At 53.4% G+C, this 23017-nt stretch carries 19 protein-coding genes and 1 tRNA gene; 7 read left to right on the forward strand and 13 right to left on the reverse strand.

Annotated features, from left to right (window positions below; genetic code table 11):
• Positions 1 to 88 precede the first annotated feature (88 nt).
• The 7 genes from pth to ACFQO0_RS09100 form a co-directional block, all read right to left on the reverse strand.
• A complete protein-coding gene (gene pth, locus ACFQO0_RS09070; protein ID WP_382233837.1) occupies positions 89 to 679 on the reverse strand; it encodes an aminoacyl-tRNA hydrolase in 591 nt (196 codons plus the stop codon).
• 123 nt (positions 680 to 802) lie between these two features.
• Entirely contained in the window at positions 803 to 1429 is a 627-nt protein-coding gene (locus tag ACFQO0_RS09075; protein WP_382233839.1) for a 50S ribosomal protein L25/general stress protein Ctc, read from the reverse strand.
• A gap of 202 nt (positions 1430 to 1631) precedes the next feature.
• On the reverse strand, positions 1632 to 2585 hold the full coding sequence (locus ACFQO0_RS09080) for a ribose-phosphate pyrophosphokinase (protein ID WP_382233841.1): 954 nt from the start codon (positions 2583 to 2585) through the stop codon (positions 1632 to 1634).
• A 108-nt stretch (positions 2586 to 2693) separates the two neighbouring features.
• A tRNA-Gln gene (locus tag ACFQO0_RS09085) sits at positions 2694 to 2770 on the reverse strand.
• 89 nt (positions 2771 to 2859) lie between these two features.
• Positions 2860 to 3720: a 4-(cytidine 5'-diphospho)-2-C-methyl-D-erythritol kinase gene (gene ispE / locus ACFQO0_RS09090; protein WP_382233844.1), complete on the reverse strand. Its 861-nt coding sequence runs from the start codon at positions 3718 to 3720 to the stop codon at positions 2860 to 2862.
• Positions 3721 to 3757: 37 nt separating this feature from the next.
• The gene (gene lolB, locus ACFQO0_RS09095) at positions 3758 to 4405 is read right to left on the reverse strand and encodes a lipoprotein insertase outer membrane protein LolB (RefSeq protein WP_382233847.1); all 648 of its coding nucleotides are present in this window, start codon (positions 4403 to 4405) and stop codon (positions 3758 to 3760) included.
• A 262-nt stretch (positions 4406 to 4667) separates the two neighbouring features.
• The gene (locus ACFQO0_RS09100; RefSeq protein ID WP_382233849.1) at positions 4668 to 6476 is read right to left on the reverse strand and encodes a tetratricopeptide repeat protein; all 1809 of its coding nucleotides are present in this window, start codon (positions 6474 to 6476) and stop codon (positions 4668 to 4670) included.
• A gap of 113 nt (positions 6477 to 6589) precedes the next feature.
• On the opposite strand from ACFQO0_RS09100, the gene mutM reads away from it, so the two are divergent.
• From mutM to mutY, 3 genes are all read left to right on the forward strand, one after another.
• The gene (mutM, locus tag ACFQO0_RS09105; protein ID WP_382233851.1) at positions 6590 to 7411 is read left to right on the forward strand and encodes a bifunctional DNA-formamidopyrimidine glycosylase/DNA-(apurinic or apyrimidinic site) lyase; all 822 of its coding nucleotides are present in this window, start codon (positions 6590 to 6592) and stop codon (positions 7409 to 7411) included.
• A gap of 68 nt (positions 7412 to 7479) precedes the next feature.
• A complete protein-coding gene (locus ACFQO0_RS09110; RefSeq protein ID WP_382234089.1) occupies positions 7480 to 9420 on the forward strand; it encodes a dynamin family protein in 1941 nt (646 codons plus the stop codon).
• Positions 9421 to 10605: an A/G-specific adenine glycosylase gene (gene mutY, locus ACFQO0_RS09115; RefSeq protein ID WP_382233853.1), complete on the forward strand. Its 1185-nt coding sequence runs from the start codon at positions 9421 to 9423 to the stop codon at positions 10603 to 10605.
• A gap of 3 nt (positions 10606 to 10608) precedes the next feature.
• On the opposite strand, the gene ACFQO0_RS09120 is transcribed toward mutY, so the two are convergent.
• The 4 genes from ACFQO0_RS09120 to ACFQO0_RS09135 all read right to left on the reverse strand — a co-directional run bounded on the left by ACFQO0_RS09120 (position 10609) and on the right by ACFQO0_RS09135 (position 13813).
• Positions 10609 to 11232, reverse strand: a complete 624-nt coding sequence (locus ACFQO0_RS09120; protein WP_382233856.1) for an LON peptidase substrate-binding domain-containing protein — start codon at positions 11230 to 11232, stop codon at positions 10609 to 10611.
• Between the two features lie 83 nt (positions 11233 to 11315).
• Positions 11316 to 12179 carry an RNase adapter RapZ gene (gene rapZ, locus ACFQO0_RS09125; protein ID WP_382233858.1) on the reverse strand — a complete coding sequence of 288 codons (864 nt, stop codon included), beginning with the start codon at positions 12177 to 12179 and terminating at the stop codon, positions 11316 to 11318.
• 155 nt (positions 12180 to 12334) lie between these two features.
• The gene (gene hprK, locus ACFQO0_RS09130; RefSeq protein ID WP_382233860.1) at positions 12335 to 13276 is read right to left on the reverse strand and encodes an HPr(Ser) kinase/phosphatase; all 942 of its coding nucleotides are present in this window, start codon (positions 13274 to 13276) and stop codon (positions 12335 to 12337) included.
• Between the two features lie 63 nt (positions 13277 to 13339).
• On the reverse strand, positions 13340 to 13813 hold the full coding sequence (locus ACFQO0_RS09135) for a PTS sugar transporter subunit IIA (protein ID WP_382233862.1): 474 nt from the start codon (positions 13811 to 13813) through the stop codon (positions 13340 to 13342).
• 335 nt (positions 13814 to 14148) lie between these two features.
• Here ACFQO0_RS09135 and ACFQO0_RS09140 point away from each other — a divergent pair, with 335 nt between their 5' ends.
• Both ACFQO0_RS09140 and ACFQO0_RS09145 read left to right on the forward strand, forming a co-directional pair.
• Positions 14149 to 14817: a COG4648 family protein gene (locus ACFQO0_RS09140; protein ID WP_382233864.1), complete on the forward strand. Its 669-nt coding sequence runs from the start codon at positions 14149 to 14151 to the stop codon at positions 14815 to 14817.
• Positions 14818 to 14909: 92 nt separating this feature from the next.
• Positions 14910 to 15704 carry a polysaccharide deacetylase family protein gene (locus ACFQO0_RS09145; protein ID WP_382233866.1) on the forward strand — a complete coding sequence of 265 codons (795 nt, stop codon included), beginning with the start codon at positions 14910 to 14912 and terminating at the stop codon, positions 15702 to 15704.
• Between the two features lie 75 nt (positions 15705 to 15779).
• On the opposite strand, the gene queF is transcribed toward ACFQO0_RS09145, so the two are convergent.
• Both queF and ilvA read right to left on the reverse strand, forming a co-directional pair.
• A complete protein-coding gene (gene queF, locus ACFQO0_RS09150) occupies positions 15780 to 16622 on the reverse strand; it encodes an NADPH-dependent 7-cyano-7-deazaguanine reductase QueF (protein WP_382233868.1) in 843 nt (280 codons plus the stop codon).
• An 11-nt stretch (positions 16623 to 16633) separates the two neighbouring features.
• Entirely contained in the window at positions 16634 to 18166 is a 1533-nt protein-coding gene (gene ilvA, locus ACFQO0_RS09155) for a threonine ammonia-lyase, biosynthetic (protein ID WP_382233870.1), read from the reverse strand.
• Between the two features lie 164 nt (positions 18167 to 18330).
• On the opposite strand from ilvA, the gene ACFQO0_RS09160 reads away from it, so the two are divergent.
• Both ACFQO0_RS09160 and ACFQO0_RS09165 read left to right on the forward strand, forming a co-directional pair.
• Positions 18331 to 18819 (forward strand): YqaA family protein, encoded by a 489-nt coding sequence (locus tag ACFQO0_RS09160; RefSeq protein ID WP_382233872.1) that lies wholly within the window; start codon positions 18331 to 18333, stop codon positions 18817 to 18819.
• Positions 18820 to 19018: 199 nt separating this feature from the next.
• Positions 19019 to 23017: a DUF3683 domain-containing protein gene (locus tag ACFQO0_RS09165; protein ID WP_382234090.1), complete on the forward strand. Its 3999-nt coding sequence runs from the start codon at positions 19019 to 19021 to the stop codon at positions 23015 to 23017.

The raw sequence follows: 23017 nt of genomic DNA on the forward strand, positions 1-23017 counted from the left end.
GCTTGTGATTAAGTCGATTGTGAGGCCAGGCTTGGCTATTTTTTCGTCATCGTTTCTTCTGCCAATCACGATGACTGTCGGAGATGCATTATTTTTCGACCGTGTGCAACTTCATCGCTGCTGCATTGAAGTTGCCTTCGCAGAGTAGCGGAATAATCGATAGACTTTTGGCGATCGCCTCATCGATCAAGGGCTGTTCTTCCTTGCGCGGTCGGTGCAAGACAAAATCAACCACGGCTTGCTGCAAGTTCAGCGTACGCGGATGGCCTATGCCTATGCGCAGTCGCCAGTAATCCTGCGTGCCGAGCGCTGCGGTAATGTCTTTCAAGCCATTGTGCCCGCCGGATGAGCCGCCTTTTTTCAGCTTGGCGATGCCAGGTGGAATATCGAGTTCATCGTGGGCGACCAGAATCTCATCCGGCAGGATTTTATAGAAGCGTGCCAATGCACCTACCGATTGCCCGGATCGGTTCATGAAGGTTTGCGGCTCCAGCAGCCAGACTTCCTGTCCGGCGATAGTCGTTTTTGCGGCGAGCGCATGGTACTTGGACTCGCGCGACAGATGGCAGCGGGGCGTGCTGCGCGCCAGTTCATCGACTAGCCAGAAGCCGGCATTGTGACGGGTTTGTTCGTATTCCTGGCCGGGATTGCCGAGACCGACGATAAGGCGAATAGGCATGGCGTTGTGAAAATTGGAAAACCTGATTATCGGGGATGCAGACGGCTTGTGTCCGTTCCATCATAAAAAAACCCGCCACGAAGGCGGGTTTTTCAATTGCCGGGCAAGCCGGCAACCATGCGATTACTTCTTGTCAGCAGGTGCGGCAGCTGCATCTGCAGCAGGTGCGGCAGCTTCTTCAACTTTGCCAGCAGGGATAGCAGCAGTAGCGATCGTTGGGTTGTCTTCACCACCGTGGATCACTGCAACAACGCCTTTTGGCAATTTGATGTCAGCCAAGTGGATCGAGTGACCGACGTCCAGTGCTGCCAGATCAACTTCAACGAATTCTGGCAAGTCAGCTGGCAGGCAGGTGATGTCGAGTTCAGTTGTGACGTGGCTGATGATGCCGGCCGACAGTTTCACTGCAGGCGACGTTTCAGCATTCACGAAGTGCAGAGGCACTTTAACGTGGATTTTTTGCTTGGCATCGACGCGTTGGAAATCAGCGTGCAAAACGAGTTGTTTGTAAGCGTGGACTTGGAAGTCGCGCAACAATACTTTTTCAACTTTGCCATCGACTTCGAGATCAAGGATCGACGAGTGGAAAGCTTCTTTTTTCAATGCATGGTACAGCGCGTTGTGGTCGAGCGAGATATTGACCGGTGCGTCTGTGCCACCATAAACGATACCAGGGGTGAGGCCTGCAATGCGCTGGCGGCGGCTCGCTCCGGTCCCCAGGTCATTACGTGCAAATGCGATTACTTTCATGATGAAACTCCATATGTGCAGGATGAAAATCATCCTGCGATTAAATCTCCCGCGACCAGGAGATTTGAAAAGTGGTGCAGTAGATTACTCAACGAGGTAACTCATCTAAGCAAACCAACCACACCGGGTTTTGGATATCGGCGAAACTGCACTTCGTCGGCATCCTTGCCTGTACCCGAAGGTACAGGTTTCAACGTTCTTGCTATGACTCTGCGAAAAGCGACATGACGGAATCGCCGGTACTGATGCGCTTGAAAGTTTCTGCCAGCAAGCTCGCGCAAGACAGTACGCGGATCTTTGAACAGGCTTTGGCTGCATCAGTCAACGGAATGGTGTCTGTAACGACCAATTCATCCAGCGGTGAGTTCGTGATGCGTTCGATTGCAGGACCCGACAATACCGGATGCGTACAGTAGGCGACGACTTTCTTCGCGCCGCGTTCCTTCAATACTTCGGCGGCCTTCGTCAATGTGCCGGCGGTATCGACCATGTCATCCATGATCACGCAGTTACGACCTTCGACTTCGCCGATGATATTCATGACTTCGGATACGTTCGCTTTCGGGCGACGTTTATCGATGATTGCCAGATCGCAGTTCATGCGTTTTGCCAATGCACGTGCGCGAACCACGCCGCCTACGTCAGGCGAAACGACCAGCAGGTCGTCGTAATTCTTCGCAACCAGATCGCTCAACAAGATGGGCGATGCATAAATATTATCAACCGGAATATCGAAGAAGCCCTGAATCTGATCTGCATGCAGATCCATGATGAGTACGCGTTCTACGCCGGCTTCCTGCAACATGTTGGCGACGACTTTTGCTGAAATTGCAACTCGCGCCGAGCGTGGGCGGCGATCCTGCCGGGCATAACCGTAGTAAGGAATGGCTGCGGTGATGCGTCCGGCCGAAGCGCGTTTGAGTGCATCGACCATCAACATGATTTCCATCAGGTTGTCATTGGTCGGTGCGCAGGTTGACTGCAAGACGAACACATCTTTGCCGCGTACGTTTTCATTGATTTCGACAACGATTTCGCCGTCGGAAAATTTGGAAACAACTGCTTTGCCGAGCGGTATGCCTAGATGTTTGGCAACCCCCAAAGCCAGATCCGGATTTGCGTTACCGGTAAAAACCATCAGGTTTTCGAGTGCCATGGAATTCCCGCTACAAAGTTAAATGACAGTAAAAAGCTGGAAAGCCGCCAAAGCCTGACGGTGACGTCTTGCGTTGGCGGCTATTGTTTTTCTTGCTATAGATATGAATGGCAGGGGAAGAAGGATTCGAACCTTCGAATGCTGGAATCAAAATCCAGTGCCTTAACCAACTTGGCGATTCCCCTACGCAACCTTTGTGTCTTTCGTACTATCTTCGCTTTGTTAGCGGCGGATAATCCGAACGACGAATTCTGACTTTTTACGACTGCTGCATTTACCTTGCTAAATAAGCGAGCGGATGATGCGCGATCGCTTTGGCTTTCCAGGCTTTCCATTGTGGCGGTACTGTTGCCAGCACTGCTTCGACTTGTTGTTCTTCCTTGAAGGCACAAAACACACAAGCACCGGAACCTGTCATTCTCGCATCCCCGTATTGTTGCAGCCATTTGATGGCGTCGGCAATCGGGGGGAACAAGTTTGCAGCCACGACTTGCAGGTCGTTTTTACCGAAGCTTTCTTGAGCTCCGGAAAAGTCCGATATTTTGACGGGTTTCGTATCCCTTGTCAATTCAGTTGCAGAAAATATCTGCTGCGTTGGAACAGACACGCCCGGTTCGATGACAACAAACCAGCATTCCGGCGTTTTTACCGCGACCAAAGCCTCGCCTATACCCTCTGCAAATGCGTTTTGCCCGAATATAAAAAAAGGTACATCCGCGCCTAATTGCAGTCCAACTGCCATTAACTCGGCGCGTGTCAGCCCGGTTTGCCACAGATGATTGAGGGCGATCAACGTGGTGGCTGCATCGGATGATCCGCCCCCGAGGCCGCCGCCCATGGGCAGATTTTTTTCAATGGCGATCTCTGCGCCCACGACTTTGCCTTGTTTTCTTGCTTCTGCTTGCAGCAGGCGCGCGGCGCGTACTACCAGATCACTTTCGGCTGGCACGCCCGCCAGTTCGGTGTTGCGCTGGATGACCTCGTCGTCACGCACCACAAAGTGCAGTACATCACCTTTGTCTATCAGCTGAAATACGCTTTGCAGCAAATGATAGCCATCCGCCCGTCGACCCGTGACGTGCAAAAAAAGATTCAGTTTGGCCGGTGCCGGGCAATTGTTGAGTATGCGAACCATAGGCGGCGGTTTAATATCTATTGGCGAAGAGCGCGGTTTATTGTGATTGCCATTTGTCGAGCACGATGCGGATCGTGACGTTGCCGGCCTGTTCGGTCTGACGGCTCAGGTCTATGCGTTTCGGACGGCTTTGCACTGGTGTCTGATCGTCGTCGTCCCAGCTCATGTACTGTATGTGCCAGCCATCCCGTGTCTGCACATTCGTCTTGGACTTGCTGGCGACAAAGGCTTGGTTATTGGTATCAATGGCAAATCCTTGCAGCCAGTTGCGCAAGCCTGAAACCGGCAAAGGCCAGCCGAGTGCCTGTTCTGCCAGGGCATCAACATCCGCTGCGCTACGCGATGGCTGGCCAGACTGCGTCAGGGTTGCTATGCCTGGTTTGCTATCGATTGTGGCCAGAATTTGCCCCAGCGGCGACAGAATGGTGATGCTGCTGCGATCTTTGCTTTGCTTCCAGTTAAAGCTGGCGTGTATCGCTTGATCTTGATCGTCTTTCTGATATTGCACAGACAAGCGTCCATCCAATTCAAGTGCCTCTTTATAAATGCGAGGGCTTGCCGTTTGTTCTTCATTGCCTGTGCTATCTGGCGATGGAATCGTTGCGCAGCCGCCCAATAACAGCGCGCATAACGCGATTGAGCCGGCAATTTTGCGTGTGAACGTTTTGGTATTTTGTTGAGACATTGAGTCCGATATATGAATATCTATCGCTGGTGTGGAATGCCACATCAATCAATCGAATTGCATTGACTGTCTGTGACTGCATCAAGCGGTCGATTGTAAACGAGTGCATGGGCGGCGTGACATGCCGGAAATGAAAATCGGGATGTGACGAAGAGTTTAGTCCGATCCCGATAAATAAAATGCTAGGCATGCCGTGGAATTAAAGCTTTAAAAAGCATGGTTCCCGTTGAGGCTTCTAACCAGGCTTCAATTCAGTCTTGAATCAAAGCGTAATTTTCAGACGTGCCAATGTGCTTTTCAGTAAATTGTTTTGCGGATCCTTTTGATTCGCATCGCGCAGCAATTGTTGGGCAGCTTCCTTTTCACCTTTGACCCACAGCACTTCACCCAGATGCACGCCGATTTCCACATCCGGACGAATTGCATAGGCGCGGCGCAGGAAATCTTCCGCTTCCTGTAATTTGCCTAGACGGAAATAGATCCAGCCCATGCTATCCATGATGAATGGATCTTCCGGTGCCAGCTTCGATGCCTTGTCGATCAGCGTGTATGCTTCCTGTAAATGGATATTACGTTCGGCGAATGAGTAGCCTAGTGCGTTATATGCATGTTGATTGCTGGGCGCGAGCTTGATGATCTTGCGCAATGCGTTTTCCATCAAGTCGAAGCGGTTGGCCTTCTCTGCCAGCATGGCGTAGTCATACAGCAAGCCGGTATCTTCAGGAAAACGTTCCAGACCTTTGGTCAGTACGGCCAGTGCTTCTGGCACACGATTGGCATCGCGCAGCAATTGCGCATCGGCCACCATGATTTGAATCTGTTCACGTTGACCGTCAGGTTTCAAATGACTGAGCAAATTACGTGCGCCACTCAAGTCGCCGGTATTTGCCATGATTTGCGCGCTCCTTACCTGTGCTTCCAGGTAGGCAGGGCCAGGTTCGACTTGCGCCAGCCACGCAAGGGCGGCAGGGAAGTCTTTGCGATCTTCGGCGATTTGCGAAAGGATCAGCAATGCCTGTACCGGATCGCGTTCGTCATCCGGATTGTTTTCCAGTTCTTTCAGATAGGCGCTCAAATATTTCTCGGCGCTCTCTCTATCGTTCATTTGCGCACCGAGAATACCCATCGCATACATGATGCTTAGATCGTTCGGCTGGTCCTTGAGCAAAATCTCGAATTGCTTGCGCGCCGCATCGTATTGCTTGTCGTCGATCAGAATTTTTGCATAAGCGATGCGGACGTCGCGCGCTTTCGGATAATTTTTCAGGAAGCTTGCCAGCGTCTGCAAAGCCTCTTCGCGGCTGGATGTGGATTGCGCCTGCATCAAGACAGCGATTTCCAGATCGGGTTTGATGGCGAGCGCTTTGCCTGCCTCGGTGCGTGCACGTGCCAGGTCACCTTTGGCATGTGCCGCCTGTGCGAGTGCGATATGCGTTTCTACCAGGCCTTGATAGGGTGCAGTCAACTCTTCCTGCAAGGTAAACGCCGCATTCTTGTCCTTGGTGCGTCCTAGCAGACGTTGAATTTGCAGGATCAGCAAGCCACGCGCTTGCGGGCTGACTTCGCGCAGACGCTCTACAAAGACCGGTTTGGCTTCAGTCAGGTTTTCACCCAGTACCACCAGTCCCAAATAAAACTGATTGGCTTCGTCCGAATGCGGTGCCAGTTCGCGCCAAAGTCTGACGGCAGACAAGGCTTCGCCTGTTTGTTTTACGCTCAAGGCAATTTCTGCAGCGCGACGTGCGAGTCGGGGGTCGCGTGTTTCCTGCGCTGCAACCAGCATCGTCACATATGCAAGTTGCCAGTCACCTCGCTGGTAGGCAAGTTCTGCGCGCAACAACTTGAAGAGCAAATCCTCCGACATGTCGAGTGTCGGCAATGGGTCTTCCAGCTTGTCGCTGACCACTTTTTTATCGGTACTTTGGCCACTTGCCGCGGAAGACTTCTGGCCTTCTTTCGCAAGTAATTGTGAGGGCTGAGGCGCTTTTGAAGTTACTAATGGTTGCGCTTGCAGGTTGGTACCGGCAGACAACAGTACGGACAGCGTTACAATAACGAGAGCATTTTTCAATTGAAGTCCAAGCAAATCGAGCAGGTTTTTATTCTACGCTTAACCGTTGCCGAATGTGCGCGGTGCCGCACTGATAGGCGCCATGGGCGAGCCACCAAGGAAGTAAAGTCGTCATGCCTGAATTACCTGAAGTTGAAGTAACACGTCGCGGCGTGGCACCCCATCTGGAAGGACAAGTTGTCACGGGTGTCGTATTACGGCATACCGGTTTGCGCTGGCCATTCCCGGCCGAGCTGTCACAAACGCTGGCAGGCCATACGGTGCGCAGTACCGGGCGACGCGGCAAATACCTGTTGATACATTTTGATCATGGCACCTTGATCATTCACCTCGGTATGTCCGGTCACATCCGGATACTGCCATTAGGCGTGCCGCCGCAAAAACATGATCACTTCGACATGGCGGTCGGCAATCAGGTGCTGCGTCTGACCGATCCGCGTCGCTTCGGAGCGGTGCTATGGCATGCGGCGGAAGAGGGCGCGGTCGAGAATCACTTGTTGCTGCGCGCTTTGGGTGTCGAACCGCTAGAAGATTTGTTCAGCGCAGAATGGCTATATAAGCAGACGCGCAGCCGCAGCTCGGCAATCAAACAAGTGTTGCTGGCGGGAGACATAGTTGTCGGTGTCGGAAATATTTATGCTTCGGAAAGTTTGTTTCAGGCGCGTATCAATCCGAAGACGCCAGCACATCGAATTGGCTTGCAACGCTATGAACGTCTGGCGCAGGCGATACGGGAAATTCTGGCCGCCGCCATCGAGCAGGGTGGTAGCACGCTGAAGGATTTCATCGGCGTCAATGGTCAGTCCGGTTACTTCCAGCAAAACTATTTTGCCTATGCGCGGGCGGGAGAACCTTGCCGTATTTGCAATGCACCCATCAAACAAATCGTCCAAGGTCAGCGTTCGACCTTTTACTGTCCAAATTGTCAAAAGTGAAGACAGATGCTAGTGTCGCTTTGTGAACGGCAGGCCCATTGGCACAACAACAGCAAAGCGAGGTCCATGTGAGTAATCTGGTGCAGAAATTTCAGCAATACAGCGGCTGGCGCGATGACGTCAAGAATTCGCTGCAGCGTTATCGCGATTGCGTGAAGGGCATTGATTTAGCCGATGGAGCCAGCGATCAGCGTTTCATGCACATGCTGGCGCGCCTGAATGAAGACAAATTGTCGATTGCCTTTGTAGCTGAATTTTCACGCGGCAAATCAGAACTGATCAACGCCATCTTTTTTGCCGATTATGGTCAACGCATTTTGCCAACATCGGCCGGCCGCACGACTATGTGTCCGACTGAATTGCTGTATGACGAAACATTCCCGCCATCGATACGCCTGCTGCCAATAGAAACGCGTGCAGAAGCGCAATCGACCAGCGATTTCAAGTCACAGAGTCAAGTGTGGACCGTGCTGCCGCTGGATATTTCATCCGGCGACGGCATGCTCGAAGCGTTCAAACAAGTCAGCCTGACCAAACGTGTGCCAGTAGAAGAAGCGGCCTTGTATGGTTTGTACGACGAAACCGATCTTGACATGGCGATGGGCGTGGATGAAAACGGCATGGTTGAAATTTCGCAATGGCGGCATGCGATCGTGAACTTTCCCCATCCATTATTGCAACAGGGTTTGGTCATCATCGACACGCCGGGTTTGAATGCGATAGGCACCGAACCGGAGCTGACCCTGAACTTGATTCCGAATGCGCATGCGGTGCTGTTCATCCTCGCTGCTGATACCGGTGTGACCAAGAGCGATATCGATATCTGGCGCAATCACATAGGTGGCACCGGCGCGGGACGTCTGGTGGTGCTGAACAAGATAGACAGCATGTGGGATGAGTTGCGTTCGCCAGCCGAGGTTGAAGAGCAGATCAATATGCAGATCGGCAATGTGGCACAAACGCTGGGCATAGGCGAGCGTCAGATATTCCCGGTTTCTGCGCAAAAAGGTCTGGTGGGTAAAATCAATCTGGATGCGCCTTTGCTTGCGAAGAGTCGCTTGCCGGCGCTGGAAAGTGCATTGTCGAATGAGTTGATCCCGGCCAAGCAAGACATTATCCGCGCGCAACTGATGACTGAAGTCAAAGAGCTGGCCGCGTCCAAACAGGCTTTGCTTTCTTCGCGCTCACGCAATGTGGTCGAGCAGTTACTGGAATTGAAAAGTTTGCGTGGCAAGAACCAGACCATTCTTGATCACATGATGAAGCGCATCGATATGGAGAAAACAGAATTCGATGGCAGCCTGTTTAAATTGCAGGCCACGCGTTCCGTGTTTACCCGCTTGTCGAATGAAGTGTTCACCCATCTCGGCATGGGCGTGTTGAAAGACAATATTCGTAAAACGCGTGACGCGATGGAAAGCAGCAAGTTCTCTGCCGGCTTGCGTATGGCAGTCAAAGAATTTTTCCAGCAGGCGTTGACCAATCTGCATCTGTCCGCCGAAAAGACAGATGAAATCGGCGAGATGATGTCTGTCATGTACCGCAAGTTTTCGACTGAACATGGTTTGGCTTTATCTGCGCCAATGCCGTTTTCGCTTGAAAAGTACATGAAAGAAATCGACATGATCGAAAAGCTATACCACAAGCAATTTGGCGCTGCGACTATCCTGACCACGCCGCAAGTCGTCTTGATGCAAAAGTTCTTTGATTCCATCGCGTCGCGCGTCAAGCAAAGTTTTCTGCAAGCCAATCGCGATGTAGAGGCGTGGCTGAAAGTCGTGATGGCGCCGCTGGAAGCGCAAATCGGCGAGCATAAATTGCAATTGAAACGGCGACGCAAATCCATAGAAAAGATTCATATGGCAACCGATAGCCTGGAAGAAAAAGTACAGGCATTTGAACAAATGCAAGCCGATCTTGAAGCGCAAAAGACAGAATTGAAGCGTCTGGAAAATGAATTGAAGGCTGCGATCCTGGCGCAGCTGGGTTTGTATAAAGCAGCGGCCTAGATGAAACGAGTAGTCGACGAACAGCAGCTTGTTGCAGATGTTTCAGATCAAACGGGTAGCTCAAAGAGATTGGCTGCAAAAGAGATGCACGCAGCCGGTCTGGCCGATCCCTCTTTCTCACAAGATGTAATCGATTGGCAAAAGCAGCACGGACGCCATGCCTTGCCCTGGCAAAACACGCGTGATGCCTATCGCGTCTGGTTATCTGAAATCATGTTGCAGCAGACTCAGGTTGCGGCGGTGATTCCCTACTACCAGCGCTTTCTTCAAACTTTCCCAACTGTAGACTCGCTTGCCGACGCGCCGTCCGAAGAAGTCATGGCGCACTGGAGCGGCCTGGGCTATTACTCGCGTGCGCGCAATCTGCATAAGTGTGCACAGGCAATCGTGGCGCAGCATGGCGGCGTATTCCCCAGCGATCCGGTGGTGCTCGAAGAACTGCCCGGCATCGGGCGCTCGACTGCGGCGGCGATCGCGGCATTTTCCTATGGAACGCGTGCGGCCATTCTGGACGGGAACGTCAAGCGTGTGTTTGCGCGGGTGTTTGGCGTCGAGCGCTATCCCGGCGAAAAAGCGATAGAGAATGAGATGTGGGCGCGTGCAGTGGCCTTGCTTCCTGGGACTGGTGTTGAAGCGTACACGCAAGGTTTGATGGATCTGGGTGCGACCTTGTGTACACGCAATCGACCATCCTGCCATCGCTGCCCGCTGGCGCAGCGATGCATTGCCTATGCAACGGCTAGAACGAATGAACTGCCAGTACGCAAACCGAAGAAAGCAGTGCCTGAGAAATCCGTGGCGATGCTATTGATCATTGATGGCGATCAGATAGTGCTGGAGCAGCGCCCGGACAAAGGTATCTGGGGCGGTTTGCTGTCCTTGCCGGAAATGGATGCGGCGCTGCAACCCGGCAATGCAGATTTCGATGTTGCGGTAACGCGTGCGACGGCAGCATTTGGCGTGCCTGATTCGGTGGAAAAACTGATGGAATTTTCCCATACCTTCACCCACTTCAAATTGCATGTGACGCCGTATCGAATCAATCTGGCGCATCGTCTGCAGATCGCCGGACAGAGCACGCACAACTGGTATCCGCTGCACAGAATGGCCGCTGCGCCTTTGCCTGCACCCATCAAAAAATTATTGCTGGCAGTTTTCCGCGAACCCGATCTGTTGTCTGAATAGATTCTAGATAATGTGATGTTGTTGCAGATACTGGTTAATGATTGTCAGGCGAATCTGCGGATCATCCAGCTCGAGTAATTTTTGTCTGGCCTTTAAAGGTATGGGCAATATTTCAGTCCATCGATCCGCGACCCAGCCCGCATCATTCAGTTGCAAGCTTTCCGGGAATGGATTTTCAAAATCTGCTCCCTGTTCGGCGCGCCTTTTGCTGTTGATATCCCGTATCACCAGTTCCAGCGTGCTGGCGCAGAGCGCATTTTGCTGTGGTAACGCGCTGACGATGTTGTCCAGCATTTCAACGCGCGCTTCCAGATGTTGATCCTTGTGCGCACGTATTTCCAGGATGCGAAAGCGTGCACCGCCTTGCGTGCGCAATAGTAGTACGCCGAGTTGCGGCGCATCCCAGTTGGTGATGTGCGCCAGACAACCCACATCTTCCGGTTCTGCTGCAACGCCTACTTCCTGTCCCGATTTAATCAGCACAACGCCGAAGGGCATTTCCTGTTTCATGCCGTTGCGCACCATGTCTACGTAGCGCGTTTCGAAAACCTTGAGAGGAAGTATGCCGCCAGGGAAGAGCACGGTGTTAAGCGGGAACAGCGGAAGCCAGTTTTTGTTTTCAGGCATGATGAAAGCGGGGTAGTGTGAATGTGGCGCGCTTGCTTGTACGAGTGTCTGCACAAGCACCACGCTACCTAGATTTTATGACATTAGTCGAGTTCGCGATGGCGGACCAATACATGTTCAGTCGGTCGAAAAAATTGCGCCAGCTGTTCAACGATATAAACCGACCTGTGCTGGCCACCGGTGCAGCCGATGGCGACAGTCAGATAGCTGCGGTTATCTTTCTTGAAGGACGGCAGCCATTTTCCGACAAAGCCGCGTATATCTGTAATCAATTCAGTAGCATCTGTTTGTGCCTGCAAGAAAGCCTGTACCGGCGCATCGCGACCCGTCAAAGGCCGCAACGCGGCATCGTAATGCGGATTGGGCAATACGCGTACATCGAATACCAGGTCTGCATCGAGCGGCACGCCGAACTTGAAGGCAAACGATTCGAACAACAGCGTCAGTGGCGCGTGATCGCTGGCGACCAGGCCCTTGATCCATGCACGCAATTTATTGGCGCTCATACCGGAGGTATCGATCACGTGACCGATTTCTTCCACGTCTGCGAGCATTTCGCGTTCTTCGCGTATGCATTCGGTCAAGGTGCCGGGATCCGTCGCATCTTGATTGCTGAATACGCGATGTGACAGCGGATGGCTGCGGCGGGTTTCAGAAAAGCGCGCGATCAGCGAGTCGGTTTTAGCAGTCAGGAAGAGAACCTTGACGTCATGCCCCTGTTCACGCAACCACGTAATGTCCGCAGGCAAGCCCAGTAATGAACTGGCGCTGCGTGCATCCATCGCTACTGCGAGCGTGTCCGTATGCTCTTCGGTACAGGTGGCAACCAGGGCGCGCAATAAATTCGGCGGCAGATTGTCTACGCAAAAATAACCCGCGTCTTCGAGGACTTTGAGGCCGACAGATTTGCCGGAACCTGAGATACCAGTGATGAGAATAATCCGCATGGCAACATCATACCGCAAGCCGGATAGGCTCACAAAAGCACAGTTGGGTACTTGACGGAGTGCCGGATGGTGAAAGGACGGGTGGCGTCGAGGGCGATTTGAAAAACTAAATTACAGCGCAAGCTACGAAGATGAAAATGGATTGCTGTGCTGTTTTAATCGTCGCTTTCCATTGCTTTTTGCTGGCGCACCATGAAGTCTTTGAGCGTATCTATGCCGCGCAACTGCAGGATGGTATTGCGTACTGCGGCTTCCAGCAAAACGGCGATATTTCGACCTGCTTCTACCGGGATCACAACTTTGCGTATCGGCAGGCCCAGTATCTCTTCGCTCTGCGATGGCAGCGGCAGGCGCTCGTAACTTTCTTCCATCGTGCTGCGTCGGACCAGATGCACAATCAGCTTCAGGCGCATTTTGCGGCGGACTGCGGTTTCGCCAAAAATCGTACGGATATCAAGCAGGCCCAGGCCGCGTACTTCCAGCAGGTTTTGCAATAGTGGCGGGCAGCGACCTTCAATCATGTGCGGTGCAATACGCGCAAATTCGACCGCATCATCTGCCACCAAACCGTGATTGCGTGAAATCAATTCCAGACCGAGTTCGCTCTTGCCCAGACCTGATTCGCCGGTGATCAATACGCCCACACCCAACACATCCATGAACACGCCATGCATAGTGATGCGTTGCGCCAGTTTTTTGGACAGATAGACGCGCAGATAATCGATGACCTGTGCCGCCGGTAGCGGCGTGGAGAACAGCGGAATATTTTTTTCATCACAGATAGCCATGATGTCTTCCGGCGTATCCAGCCCTTGCGCGATGATGAAGGCAGGTGGCTCGCCGGCAACCAGCTCTGCACTTTGATAGGCGCGTGAAGCTGGTGACAGGCGTTTGTAATATTCAACTTCCTGGTGACCGAAAATCTGGATGCGACCAGGATGGATCAGATTCAAATGGCCAACCTGATCCGCCGCGGAAGTCGCATCGCCGGAAATCAGGCGTTCGCCACCAGGGAATCCCGCGAACCAGCCCAACTGCAGCGATTCGCGGTTGTCGTCATACAGTTGCTGAATAGTGAGCGGGGTCGGTAATGGCATGGTGTGCGTAAGTGCTGAAACTAATTACGAAAACGGATGCGCGCCGTAGAAGCAGGCTGCAGCTTAGTTGGAACTTTGCATGCTTGGCTGCCAGGTAATCAGGCGCGCATGCACGGCAGCAGCATCTTCCGTTGTCGACAGCAGGGTGCGGAATGCTTCATCGGAAAACATTTCTGCCAATTCGGACAGAATTTCCAGATGCTGTTGTGTGACATTGTCCGGGATTAACAGGAAGATCAGCAGGTTGACCGGCTGACCATCTGGCGACTCGAAAGGAATCGGTTGAGCGAGGCGAACGAAAGCTGCGAGTGGCGCCTTCAAGCCCTTGATGCGGCCATGCGGAACTGCCACGCCATGACCGAGGCCGGTCGAGCCGAGACGTTCGCGCGCGAACAGGTTTTCGGAAACGACCGAACGCGCGATGCCGCAATTATTTTCAAAAATCAAACCAACCTGCTCAAATGTACGTTTTTTGCTGGAGACATCCAAGTCGAGCACGACATTGCTGGGAGGGAGAATCTGGCTTAAATGGTTCATGGTGCGATGCACAAGAAAGGGCTCTGGCGGGAATTATAGGCCTATTTTTTTACGATAGGGCTTGAATCGGGAAACGCAGGCACGTGCTGCGCCGGATTGTTGTGCAATAACCCCATTCCACTCAACAAACTTGCATTTCTACAGATGTTGCTCCTGAAAATGGAAAGTGCGGATAGCTTGGTGTCTGCATATCGATATGACATTGCATCCGGAAAATCTGACTTTAAGTGATTCACGTATAATTTTCGCTGGTTGCATAATGTTTCCCGCTTGCAATCCGAACACGTTACGAGTTCTCGTAACGAATTCCACTCTGACTCGTAAAGCGATCAAGGATGTCCTTTTTGAAGACCATGCTGGTGATCGCCTTCATCATCATTTATGTAACGTTGAGCCATGTTGCGCTCGCGGTGCATGATGCGCATCGCATCTGGCGCCAGATCGCGATGCTGATGCTGCTTGTCCCGATGAGCAGTATTGCATGCTGGGGGGCGGTGACATTATTGAAGCAATTGGGTGTAAACAAGTTGCTGCGCCTTTCATGCGGGATAGCGATGGCGTTCTCGCTGGCCTATGCCGTATTGATTTTCTGGCCGGTGCTATTGGCGCGTCTGGATCTGATTTATCTGACGGAACATATCGCGACCAATTCGATGTTGTGCTGGTTTTTTGCGCACACGCTGTTTGCCGGTCGCACGCCCATCATTACCACTCTGGCGCGCACGATACATGCGGAGATGCCGGACAACGTGGAGCGTTATACGCGCAACGTAACAGTTGCATGGGCATTGTTTTTTGCGGTACAGATTGCATTGTCATTGCTCATTTTTATTTTTGGATCAATTGAAGTGTGGTCGCTGTTTGCGAATGTGTTGAACTGGCCTCTGGTGATCCTGATGTTTGCAGTTGAATATGCATGCAGAAAACGGGTGAATCGCGACTTTCCACATGCCACCATCAAGGAAAGCATCGATGCCTATTTCAACAACAGTCGCAAAGCGTGAGCAATTGGTCGCACCAACAGACGCCATTCAATACGGTCGCCACGTTTCATTCAAGTAGTAAAGCATTCAGCAAATGGAAATGAATCATCGCTATGCAAAATAAATGGCAAGCCAGTGCTTTTCTCAAGGCGTCCGCCGCGCTGCACGCGGGTGCGGCAGCGTCGGCACTGGTGTGGCCGAGCACGATGGGGTTCGGTATCGCCAGCCTGATTGCGAATCACGCGGTGCTGGCGGCGGCGGGCCTGTGGCCCAGGAGTTCCTTGCTGGGCCCTAATGTGTTGCGGCTGGCGGGCGACAGGGCCGAAATTGCATTGACTATCGATGATGGCCCCGATCCGAAAGTCACGCCATATGTGCTGGATATACTCGCCGAGAAAAATATCAAGGCGACGTTTTTCTGCATCGCGTCCAAGGTGAAACAACATCCCGCGCTGGTGCAAAGAATGATCGCTGAAGGGCATCACATCGAAAATCACAGCATGCAGCATCGCCATTATTTTTCCGTCATGGGTATGGGCGGGATACAAAAAGAAATCCTGCTCGCGCAGCAAGCGATTGAGGATGCTACCGGGAGGGCACCGCGATTCTTTCGCGCACCGGCTGGCTTGCGCAATCCCTTCCTGGATCCGGTATTGCACAGGCTGGACTTGAAGCTGGTGAGCTGGACCCGGCGCGGCTTCGATACGCGGGTACATGATGCAAAAAAGATTACGCGTCGTTTGCTGGCAAATGCAAAGGCGGGCGATATTTTGCTATTGCATGACGGAAATGCATCGCGCAAGAGAAATGGTCAGCCGGTGATATTGGACGTGTTGCCGCAGCTTATAGACAAACTGAAGCAACAGAATTTGCGTTTCGTCAGAATCGAAGACGGCATGCGCGTCTGAACTTGCCAAGTGAATTGCTGTGCGATCGCCTCTGGATTGCCTGATCCAGGCAATCCAGAGGGATGAGGGTAGACGTTACTGACGTGCGTTGCGTGCGTTGGATGGCTGCTTGCCTGTGCTGAAATTACTGCGCCACGGATTGATATCCAAACCGCCCCTACGCGTATAGCGCGCGTAAACGGCCAGCTTTTGCGGCTTGCATTGACGCATGATGTCCATGAAAATGCGCTCCACACATTGCTCATGAAATTCATTGTGTTCGCGGAATCCGATCAGATATTGCAGCAGACCGGCTTGATCGATCGCGCCGCCCACATACTTGATCTGCACACTCGCCCAATCCGGCTGGCCGGTGACCAGGCAATTCGATTTCAGCAAGTGCGACACCAAGGTTTCTTCAATCGCAGGTTCGTCAGCTGCCGACGACAGCAACGAGGCATCCGGCGCATATTCCGTCACCTCGATATCCAGCCTGTCCAGCAACATGCCATCGAGTTCTCCCATCGGTACCTGGGCAAAATTCTCCGGCAAGGTCAGCGTGATTTGTACCGGCGCGCCGAAACCTGAACTCAGATCTTCGCGCAGCAATTCAAGCAAGGCCTCGGTGCCGCCGAGTTTGGTTTGATTCAGCGAATTCAAATACAGCTTGAAGGATTTCGACTCGATGATGTTCGGGGAATCGGCCGGCACGATGATCTTTGCCATCGCCACTTGCGGTTTGCCGCGCATATTCAGCCACGACACTTCATACGCATTCCAGATATCCACCCCGAAAAATGGCAGGGTGCCACTGCTCAAACCGATTTCATCGCGCTTGTATTGGCGCGGAATCGCAAACAGTAGGGATGGGTCGTATTGCGTCTGGTAGCTCGACGGCTTGCCTAGCGGCGAGTCGGCTGGTCCGAAAGGGTTGCTCATAACTCTCGCCCTTATAGAAACAATTTGTATGCGGGATTGTCGGTTTCATCCCAATGACGATAGCCGAGCCCTGCCAGCGAAGTACGGAAGGCTTTCATTTCTTTCTTCGGTACCTGCAAACCAACCAGAATGCGACCGACATCGCCACCCTGATTGCGATAGTGGAACAGGCTGATATTCCAGTGCGGTGCGACACTATCGAGGAAGCGCATCAATGCGCCCGGACGCTCGGGGAACTCAAAGCGATACAGCAATTCATCGTGTGCCAGTTCGCTCTTGCCGCCCACCAGATGGCGAATGTGGCCTTTTGCCAGTTCGTCGTGCGTCAGGTCCAGCGTCTTGAAACCTTGCTTTTCAAAATGCTTGGTGATCTTGCCCGGCTCATCGCGATCTGCGATTTGCATGCCGACAAAAATATGCGCTTGTTTTGCATCGCTGATGCGGTAATTGAATTCGGTCACATTGCGCGGGCCTATCAATTCACAGAAGCGCTTGAAGCTGCCGCGTTCTTCCGGAATCGTCACGGCAAAAATCGCTTCGCGCGATTCACCGACTTCGGCGCGCTCGGCGACGAAGCGCAAACGATCAAAGTTCATGTTGGCGCCGCAGGCGACTGTGATCAGCGTTTCATTCTTGATCGGCTTTTTATTCTGCCTGGCGCGTTCTATATAGGCTTTGGCACCGGCGATAGCGAGCGCACCGGCCGGTTCCAGTATGCTGCGCGTGTCCTGGAATACGTCCTTGATTGCAGCACATACGGCATCGGTATCGACCAGAATGATGTCATCGACTACCAGCTTGGCGACGCGGAAGGTTTCCTCGCCTACCAGTTTGACCGCCGTGCCGTCAGAAAACAGGCCGACGTCCGGCAATGAGACGCGGCGACCGGCTTTCAGGCTGCGTGCCATCGCGTCCGAATCGGTCGTTTGCACGCCGATGATCTTGATATCCGGGCGTACCTCTTTTACATAAGCGCCTATGCCGGCGATCAAGCCGCCGCCACCGATAGCGACAAAAATGGCGTGAATAGGGCCGGGATGCTGGCGCAGAATTTCCATTGCGATCGTGCCCTGGCCGGCAATCACATCCGGATCGTCGAAGGGATGGACGAAGGTCAGCTTGCGTTTTTTTTCCAGCGTCAGTGCGTGATTATATGCATCGGTATACGACTCGCCGAACAGCACGACTTCCACATTGTCGCCACCGCGCGCTTTGACCGCATCGATTTTGACCGGTGGCGTGGTGGTCGGCATCACGATCACGGCGCGACAACCGAGTTTGGTCGCCGACAAGGCCACGCCTTGCGCATGATTGCCTGCTGAGGCGCAAATGACGCCGCGCTTCAATTGCGCCGGCGGCAGATTCGCCATCTTGTTGTAGGCACCGCGCAGCTTGAAGCTGAAAACGCTTTGAATATCTTCACGCTTGAAGTAAATCTGGTTGCCGAAGCGCTGTGACAGCGTAGGCGCCAGTTCAAGCGGGGATTCCACTGCCACGTCATATACGCGCGCGGTGAGGATTTTCTTCAGGTAGTCGGTTGTCATAGAGATCAATGTGATTGGCACAGCCATAAAGTCGAAGCGACGCTGTGCAGCCGCTCATTATAATGGACGGCTTTTTACAGCGTCGCATTACTATGCTTTCCTTTCTGCCGAATTTACGATGACCTGCCTGGATACCGATTTGAAAACTTCACTGAAGCGCATACATGATTGAAGCCTGCGTGCAATGGTTGCTGGCTTTCCTGGCCGTGCCCGAAATCGGGCTGTTTTCGGTATTTGTCATCAGTCTGGTATCGGCTACTTTGTTGCCGATGGGCTCGGAGCCTGCAGTATTTGCCGTCATCAAGGCCAATCCATCCTTGTTCTGGATGACGATACTGGTGGCCACCGTCGGCAATACCATCGGCGGCGTAATCAATTATTGGATGGGCGTTGGCGCCAAACAGATTTTTGCAAAGGAGCGCCAGACGCGCTGGTTCGACTGGCTGCAGCGTTTCGGCCCAAAAACCATGCTGCTGGCCTGGCTGCCGGGCATAGGCGACCCGATCTGTCTGCTGGCAGGATGGTTAAAACTTCCGTTCTGGCCCTGCGTGGCTTACATGGCGGTCGGCAAGTTCTTGCGCTATGTGACGATGACCTGGTTGCTGCTGTATGTGCCTGATGGTGTCTGGCAATACCTGATCAAACTGTTTTGACCATAGCAACAATGGGTTGCGATCTGGTGCCCAACGCTGATTTTCCTGCGGCTGGCGGAGATAAAACATTGCGGCCTGTGGGCGGGTTTTCTCATTTTTTCCTCCGTTTCCCCTGCATGCAGTTCGAACGTGTTGCACTGCAATCAGCTAAAATGCTTATTTAGCGTGAATGCAACGAACCACTGATGATCGCCCACTGATGAACGCCCCGGTACATATTCAGACTCTTCTGGCCGATGCCCCTGGTGGCGCTGTGCCTACGCGCTTGCGCGAAATTCCCTATAACTACACTTCATTTTCCGACCGCGAGATAGTGATTCGCCTGCTGGGCGAAGAAGCATGGTCTTTGCTCGACGAATTACGCGGTGAGCGCCAGACAGGTCGCTCCGCGCGCATGCTGTATGAAGTGCTCGGTGATATCTGGGTCGTGCAGCGCAATCCGTACCTGCAGGACGACATGCTGGACAACCCGAAGCGCCGTCAGGCGCTGATCGATGCGTTGAACCATCGTCTGGCCGAAGTCGACAAGCGCCGCAAGAATGATCTGGCCAATACCGGTGATGCCAAGGCAGAACGCCGTGCCGTCGCAGTCGAAGCATTGGTGCAGGCTGCCTGCAAGGCGGTCGCCGATTTCGCGGAAGAATTCCGCAATACCTACGATTTACGCAAGCGCACGAACAAGGTGTTGGGTCGCTATACGGCCAAGGACAATATCAAGTTTGACGGCTTGTCGCGCGTCTCGCATGTGACCGACGCTACCGACTGGCGGGTTGAATATCCGTTCGTCGTGTTGACGCCGGATGGCGAAGATGAAATGGCCGGCCTGGTCAAAGGCTGTATCGAACTCGGCCTGACCATCATCCCGCGCGGCGGCGGCACCGGTTATACCGGCGGCGCAATTCCGCTGACGCCCATGTCGGCTGTCATCAATACTGAAAAACTGGAAGGCCTGGGCGAGGTCGAGATGACGATGCTGCCTGGCGTCGACCGTGAATACGCGACGATTTATTCCGGGGCGGGCGTGGTCACCAAACGCGTAGCCGATGCGGCCGAGAAAGCCGGCTTCGTGTTCGCCGTCGATCCGACTTCTGCCGAAGCGTCCTGCATAGGCGGCAATATCGCGATGAACGCCGGCGGCAAGAAAGCCGTTTTGTGGGGCACTGCGCTCGACAATCTGGCGAGCTGGAGGATGGTCGATCCGAATGGCGACTGGCTGGAAGTCACGCGCCTGGAACACAATCTAGGCAAGATTCATGATGCACCACTCGCCAAGTTCAAGCTGGAATGGACGCACCCGAGCGAGAAGGGCAAGACCAATCAGCCTTTCAAAACCGAGACACTGGAAATCGTAGGCCGCACTTTTCGCAAGGAAGGGCTGGGCAAGGACGTTACCGATAAATTCCTGTCCGGTTTGCCAGGTGTGCAAAAAGAAGGCTGCGATGGTTTGATCACATCGGCGCGCTGGATCTTGCACAAGATGCCGAAACATACGCGCACCGTTTGCCTGGAATTTTTCGGTCATTCGCGCGATGCGATTCCATCAATCGTCGAGATCAAGGATTTTCTCGATGCTGAAACCAAAAAAGGCGGCGCAATTCTGGCCGGCCTCGAACATCTGGATGAACGCTACCTGCGCGCCGTCGGTTATGCGACCAAATCCAAGCGCGGCATCCTGCCGAAGATGGCCTTGTTCGGTGATATCGTTGGCGATGATGAAAACGCCGTAGCGCAAGCTGCATCCGAAGTGGTGCGTCTGGCGAACACACGTGTAGGCGAAGGTTTTGTCGCCGTCAGCCCCGAGGCGCGCAAGAAATTCTGGCTCGACCGGGCGCGCACTGCCGCGATTTCCAAGCATACCAACGCGTTCAAGATCAATGAAGACGTAGTGATCCCGCTGGATCGCATGGGCGAGTATTCGGACGGTATCGAGCGTATCAACGTTGAACTGTCGATCAAGAACAAGCTGCAATTCCTCGACGAATTGCACAACTTTTTCACCAAGGGCAATCTGCCTCTGGGAAAAAGCGACGACGCCGAAGGCGACGATATTCCTGCGGCTGAATTGCTGGAAGACCGTGTGCATCAGGCTGAGGAATTAATCGCTGCCACGCAGGCGCGCTGGGCGTATGTGCTGGCGAATCTCGATCAGCCTTTGCAGGTTGCGAAGGATAATTTGCTCGCGCTCGGCATGGAAAAACTGGCGCCGGTTTTCAATGAGCGTGTGCAGGCACAGCCGAATGCCACGCTGTTCGATGTGGTGCAGGATCGCACTGTCCGTATTTCGTGGAAGGCGGAAGCGCGCTTGCCTTTGCGCCAGATTTTCAGCGGTGCTGCATTCCGTCTGATCCTCGAAGAAGCCAATGCCATCCACAAACGCATCTTGCGCGGCCGCGTCTTCGTCGCGCTGCACATGCATGCGGGCGATGGCAATGTACATACCAACATCCCGGTCAATTCCGATCACTATCAAATGCTGCAGGATGCGCATGCTGCGGTAGCGCGCATCATGAAACTGGCGCGTTCGCTGAATGGCGTGATTTCCGGCGAACATGGCATCGGCATTACCAAACTCGAATTTTTGACCAGCGAAGAACTGGCCGATTTCCGCTCATACAAAAAGCGTATCGATCCGGATGGCCACTTCAACAAGGGCAAGCTGATGGATATGTCTGAGCTGAGCGCAGATTTGCGTAACGCTTACACACCATCGTTCGGTTTGATGGGACACGAATCGCTGATCATGCAGCAAAGCGATATCGGTGCTATCGCCAACAGCGTCAAGGATTGCCTGCGCTGCGGCAAATGCAAGCCGGTATGCGCAACCCATGTGCCGCGCGCGAACTTGCTGTATTCGCCGCGTAACAAGATTCTCGCGACCTCCTTGCTGGTCGAAGCCTTCCTGTATGAAGAGCAGACGCGGCGCGGGATATCGATCAAGCATTGGGAAGAGTTCGAAGACGTCGCCGATCACTGCACGGTTTGCCATAAGTGTCTGACGCCTTGCCCGGTCGATATCGACTTCGGCGATGTGTCGATGAACATGCGCAATCTGCTGCGCAAGATGAACAAGAAATCGTTCAATCCGGGTACTGCGGCATCGATGTTCTTCCTCAACGCGAGCGATCCTGCCACCATCAATGCGACCCGCAAGGTCATGATCGATTGGGGTTACAAGGCGCAGCGTTTCGGTCACGATGTGCTGAAAAAATTCGCGAAGAAGCAAACGGCAGCGCCGCGTGCAACGGTAGGCAAGCCGCCGATCAAGGAACAGGTCATCCACTTCATCAACAAGAAGATGCCCGGCAATTTGCCGAAGAAAACCGCGCGCGCCTTGCTTGATATCGAAGACGACAAAGTCGTGCCTATCATTCGCGATCCGAAGACCACCACGATGGATACCGAAGCGGTGTTCTATTTCCCTGGTTGCGGTTCCGAACGATTGTTCTCGCAAGTCGGCTTGGCGACGCAGGCCATGCTGTGGAATGTGGGCGTGCAAACCGTGCTGCCACCGGGTTATCTGTGCTGCGGTTATCCGCAACGCGGCACCGGCAATTACGACAAGGCCGAGAAGATCATTACCGATAATCGGGTGCTGTTCCACCGGATGGCGAACACGCTGAATTACCTCGATATCAAGACTGTTATCGTGTCTTGCGGCACTTGCTATGATCAATTGCAGGGGTATGAGTTCGAGAAGATTTTCCCGGGTTGCCGCATCATCGATATCCACGAATATCTGATGGAAAAAGGCGTGAAGCTGGAAGGTGTCAACGGCGTGCGCTACATGTATCACGATCCTTGTCACACACCGATGAAACTGCAGGACCCGTTGAAAACGGTGAACGCCTTGATCACGACCGTCGATGCGCAGAAGATCGAGAAAAACGATCGCTGCTGCGGCGAGTCCGGCACGCTGGCAGTTACACGTCCCGACATTTCTACGCAAGTGCGCTTCCGCAAGGAAGAAGAAATGACCAAGGGCGCAGACAAGCTGCGCGCCGATGGTTTTGCCGGCGAGGTCAAGATATTGACTTCCTGCCCCTCGTGCCTGCAAGGTTTGTCGCGTTACAACGATGATTCCGAAACCACAGCCGACTACATCGTGGTTGAAATGGCCAAGCATTTGCTCGGACCTAACTGGTTGCCGGATTACGTTGCGCGCGCCAACAATGGTGGCATTGAGCGGGTGCTCGTCTAA

Source organism: Herminiimonas aquatilis (assembly GCF_042665175.1).
In the GTDB taxonomy this organism is placed as follows: Bacteria; Pseudomonadota; Gammaproteobacteria; order Burkholderiales; family Burkholderiaceae_D; genus Oxalicibacterium; species Oxalicibacterium aquatilis.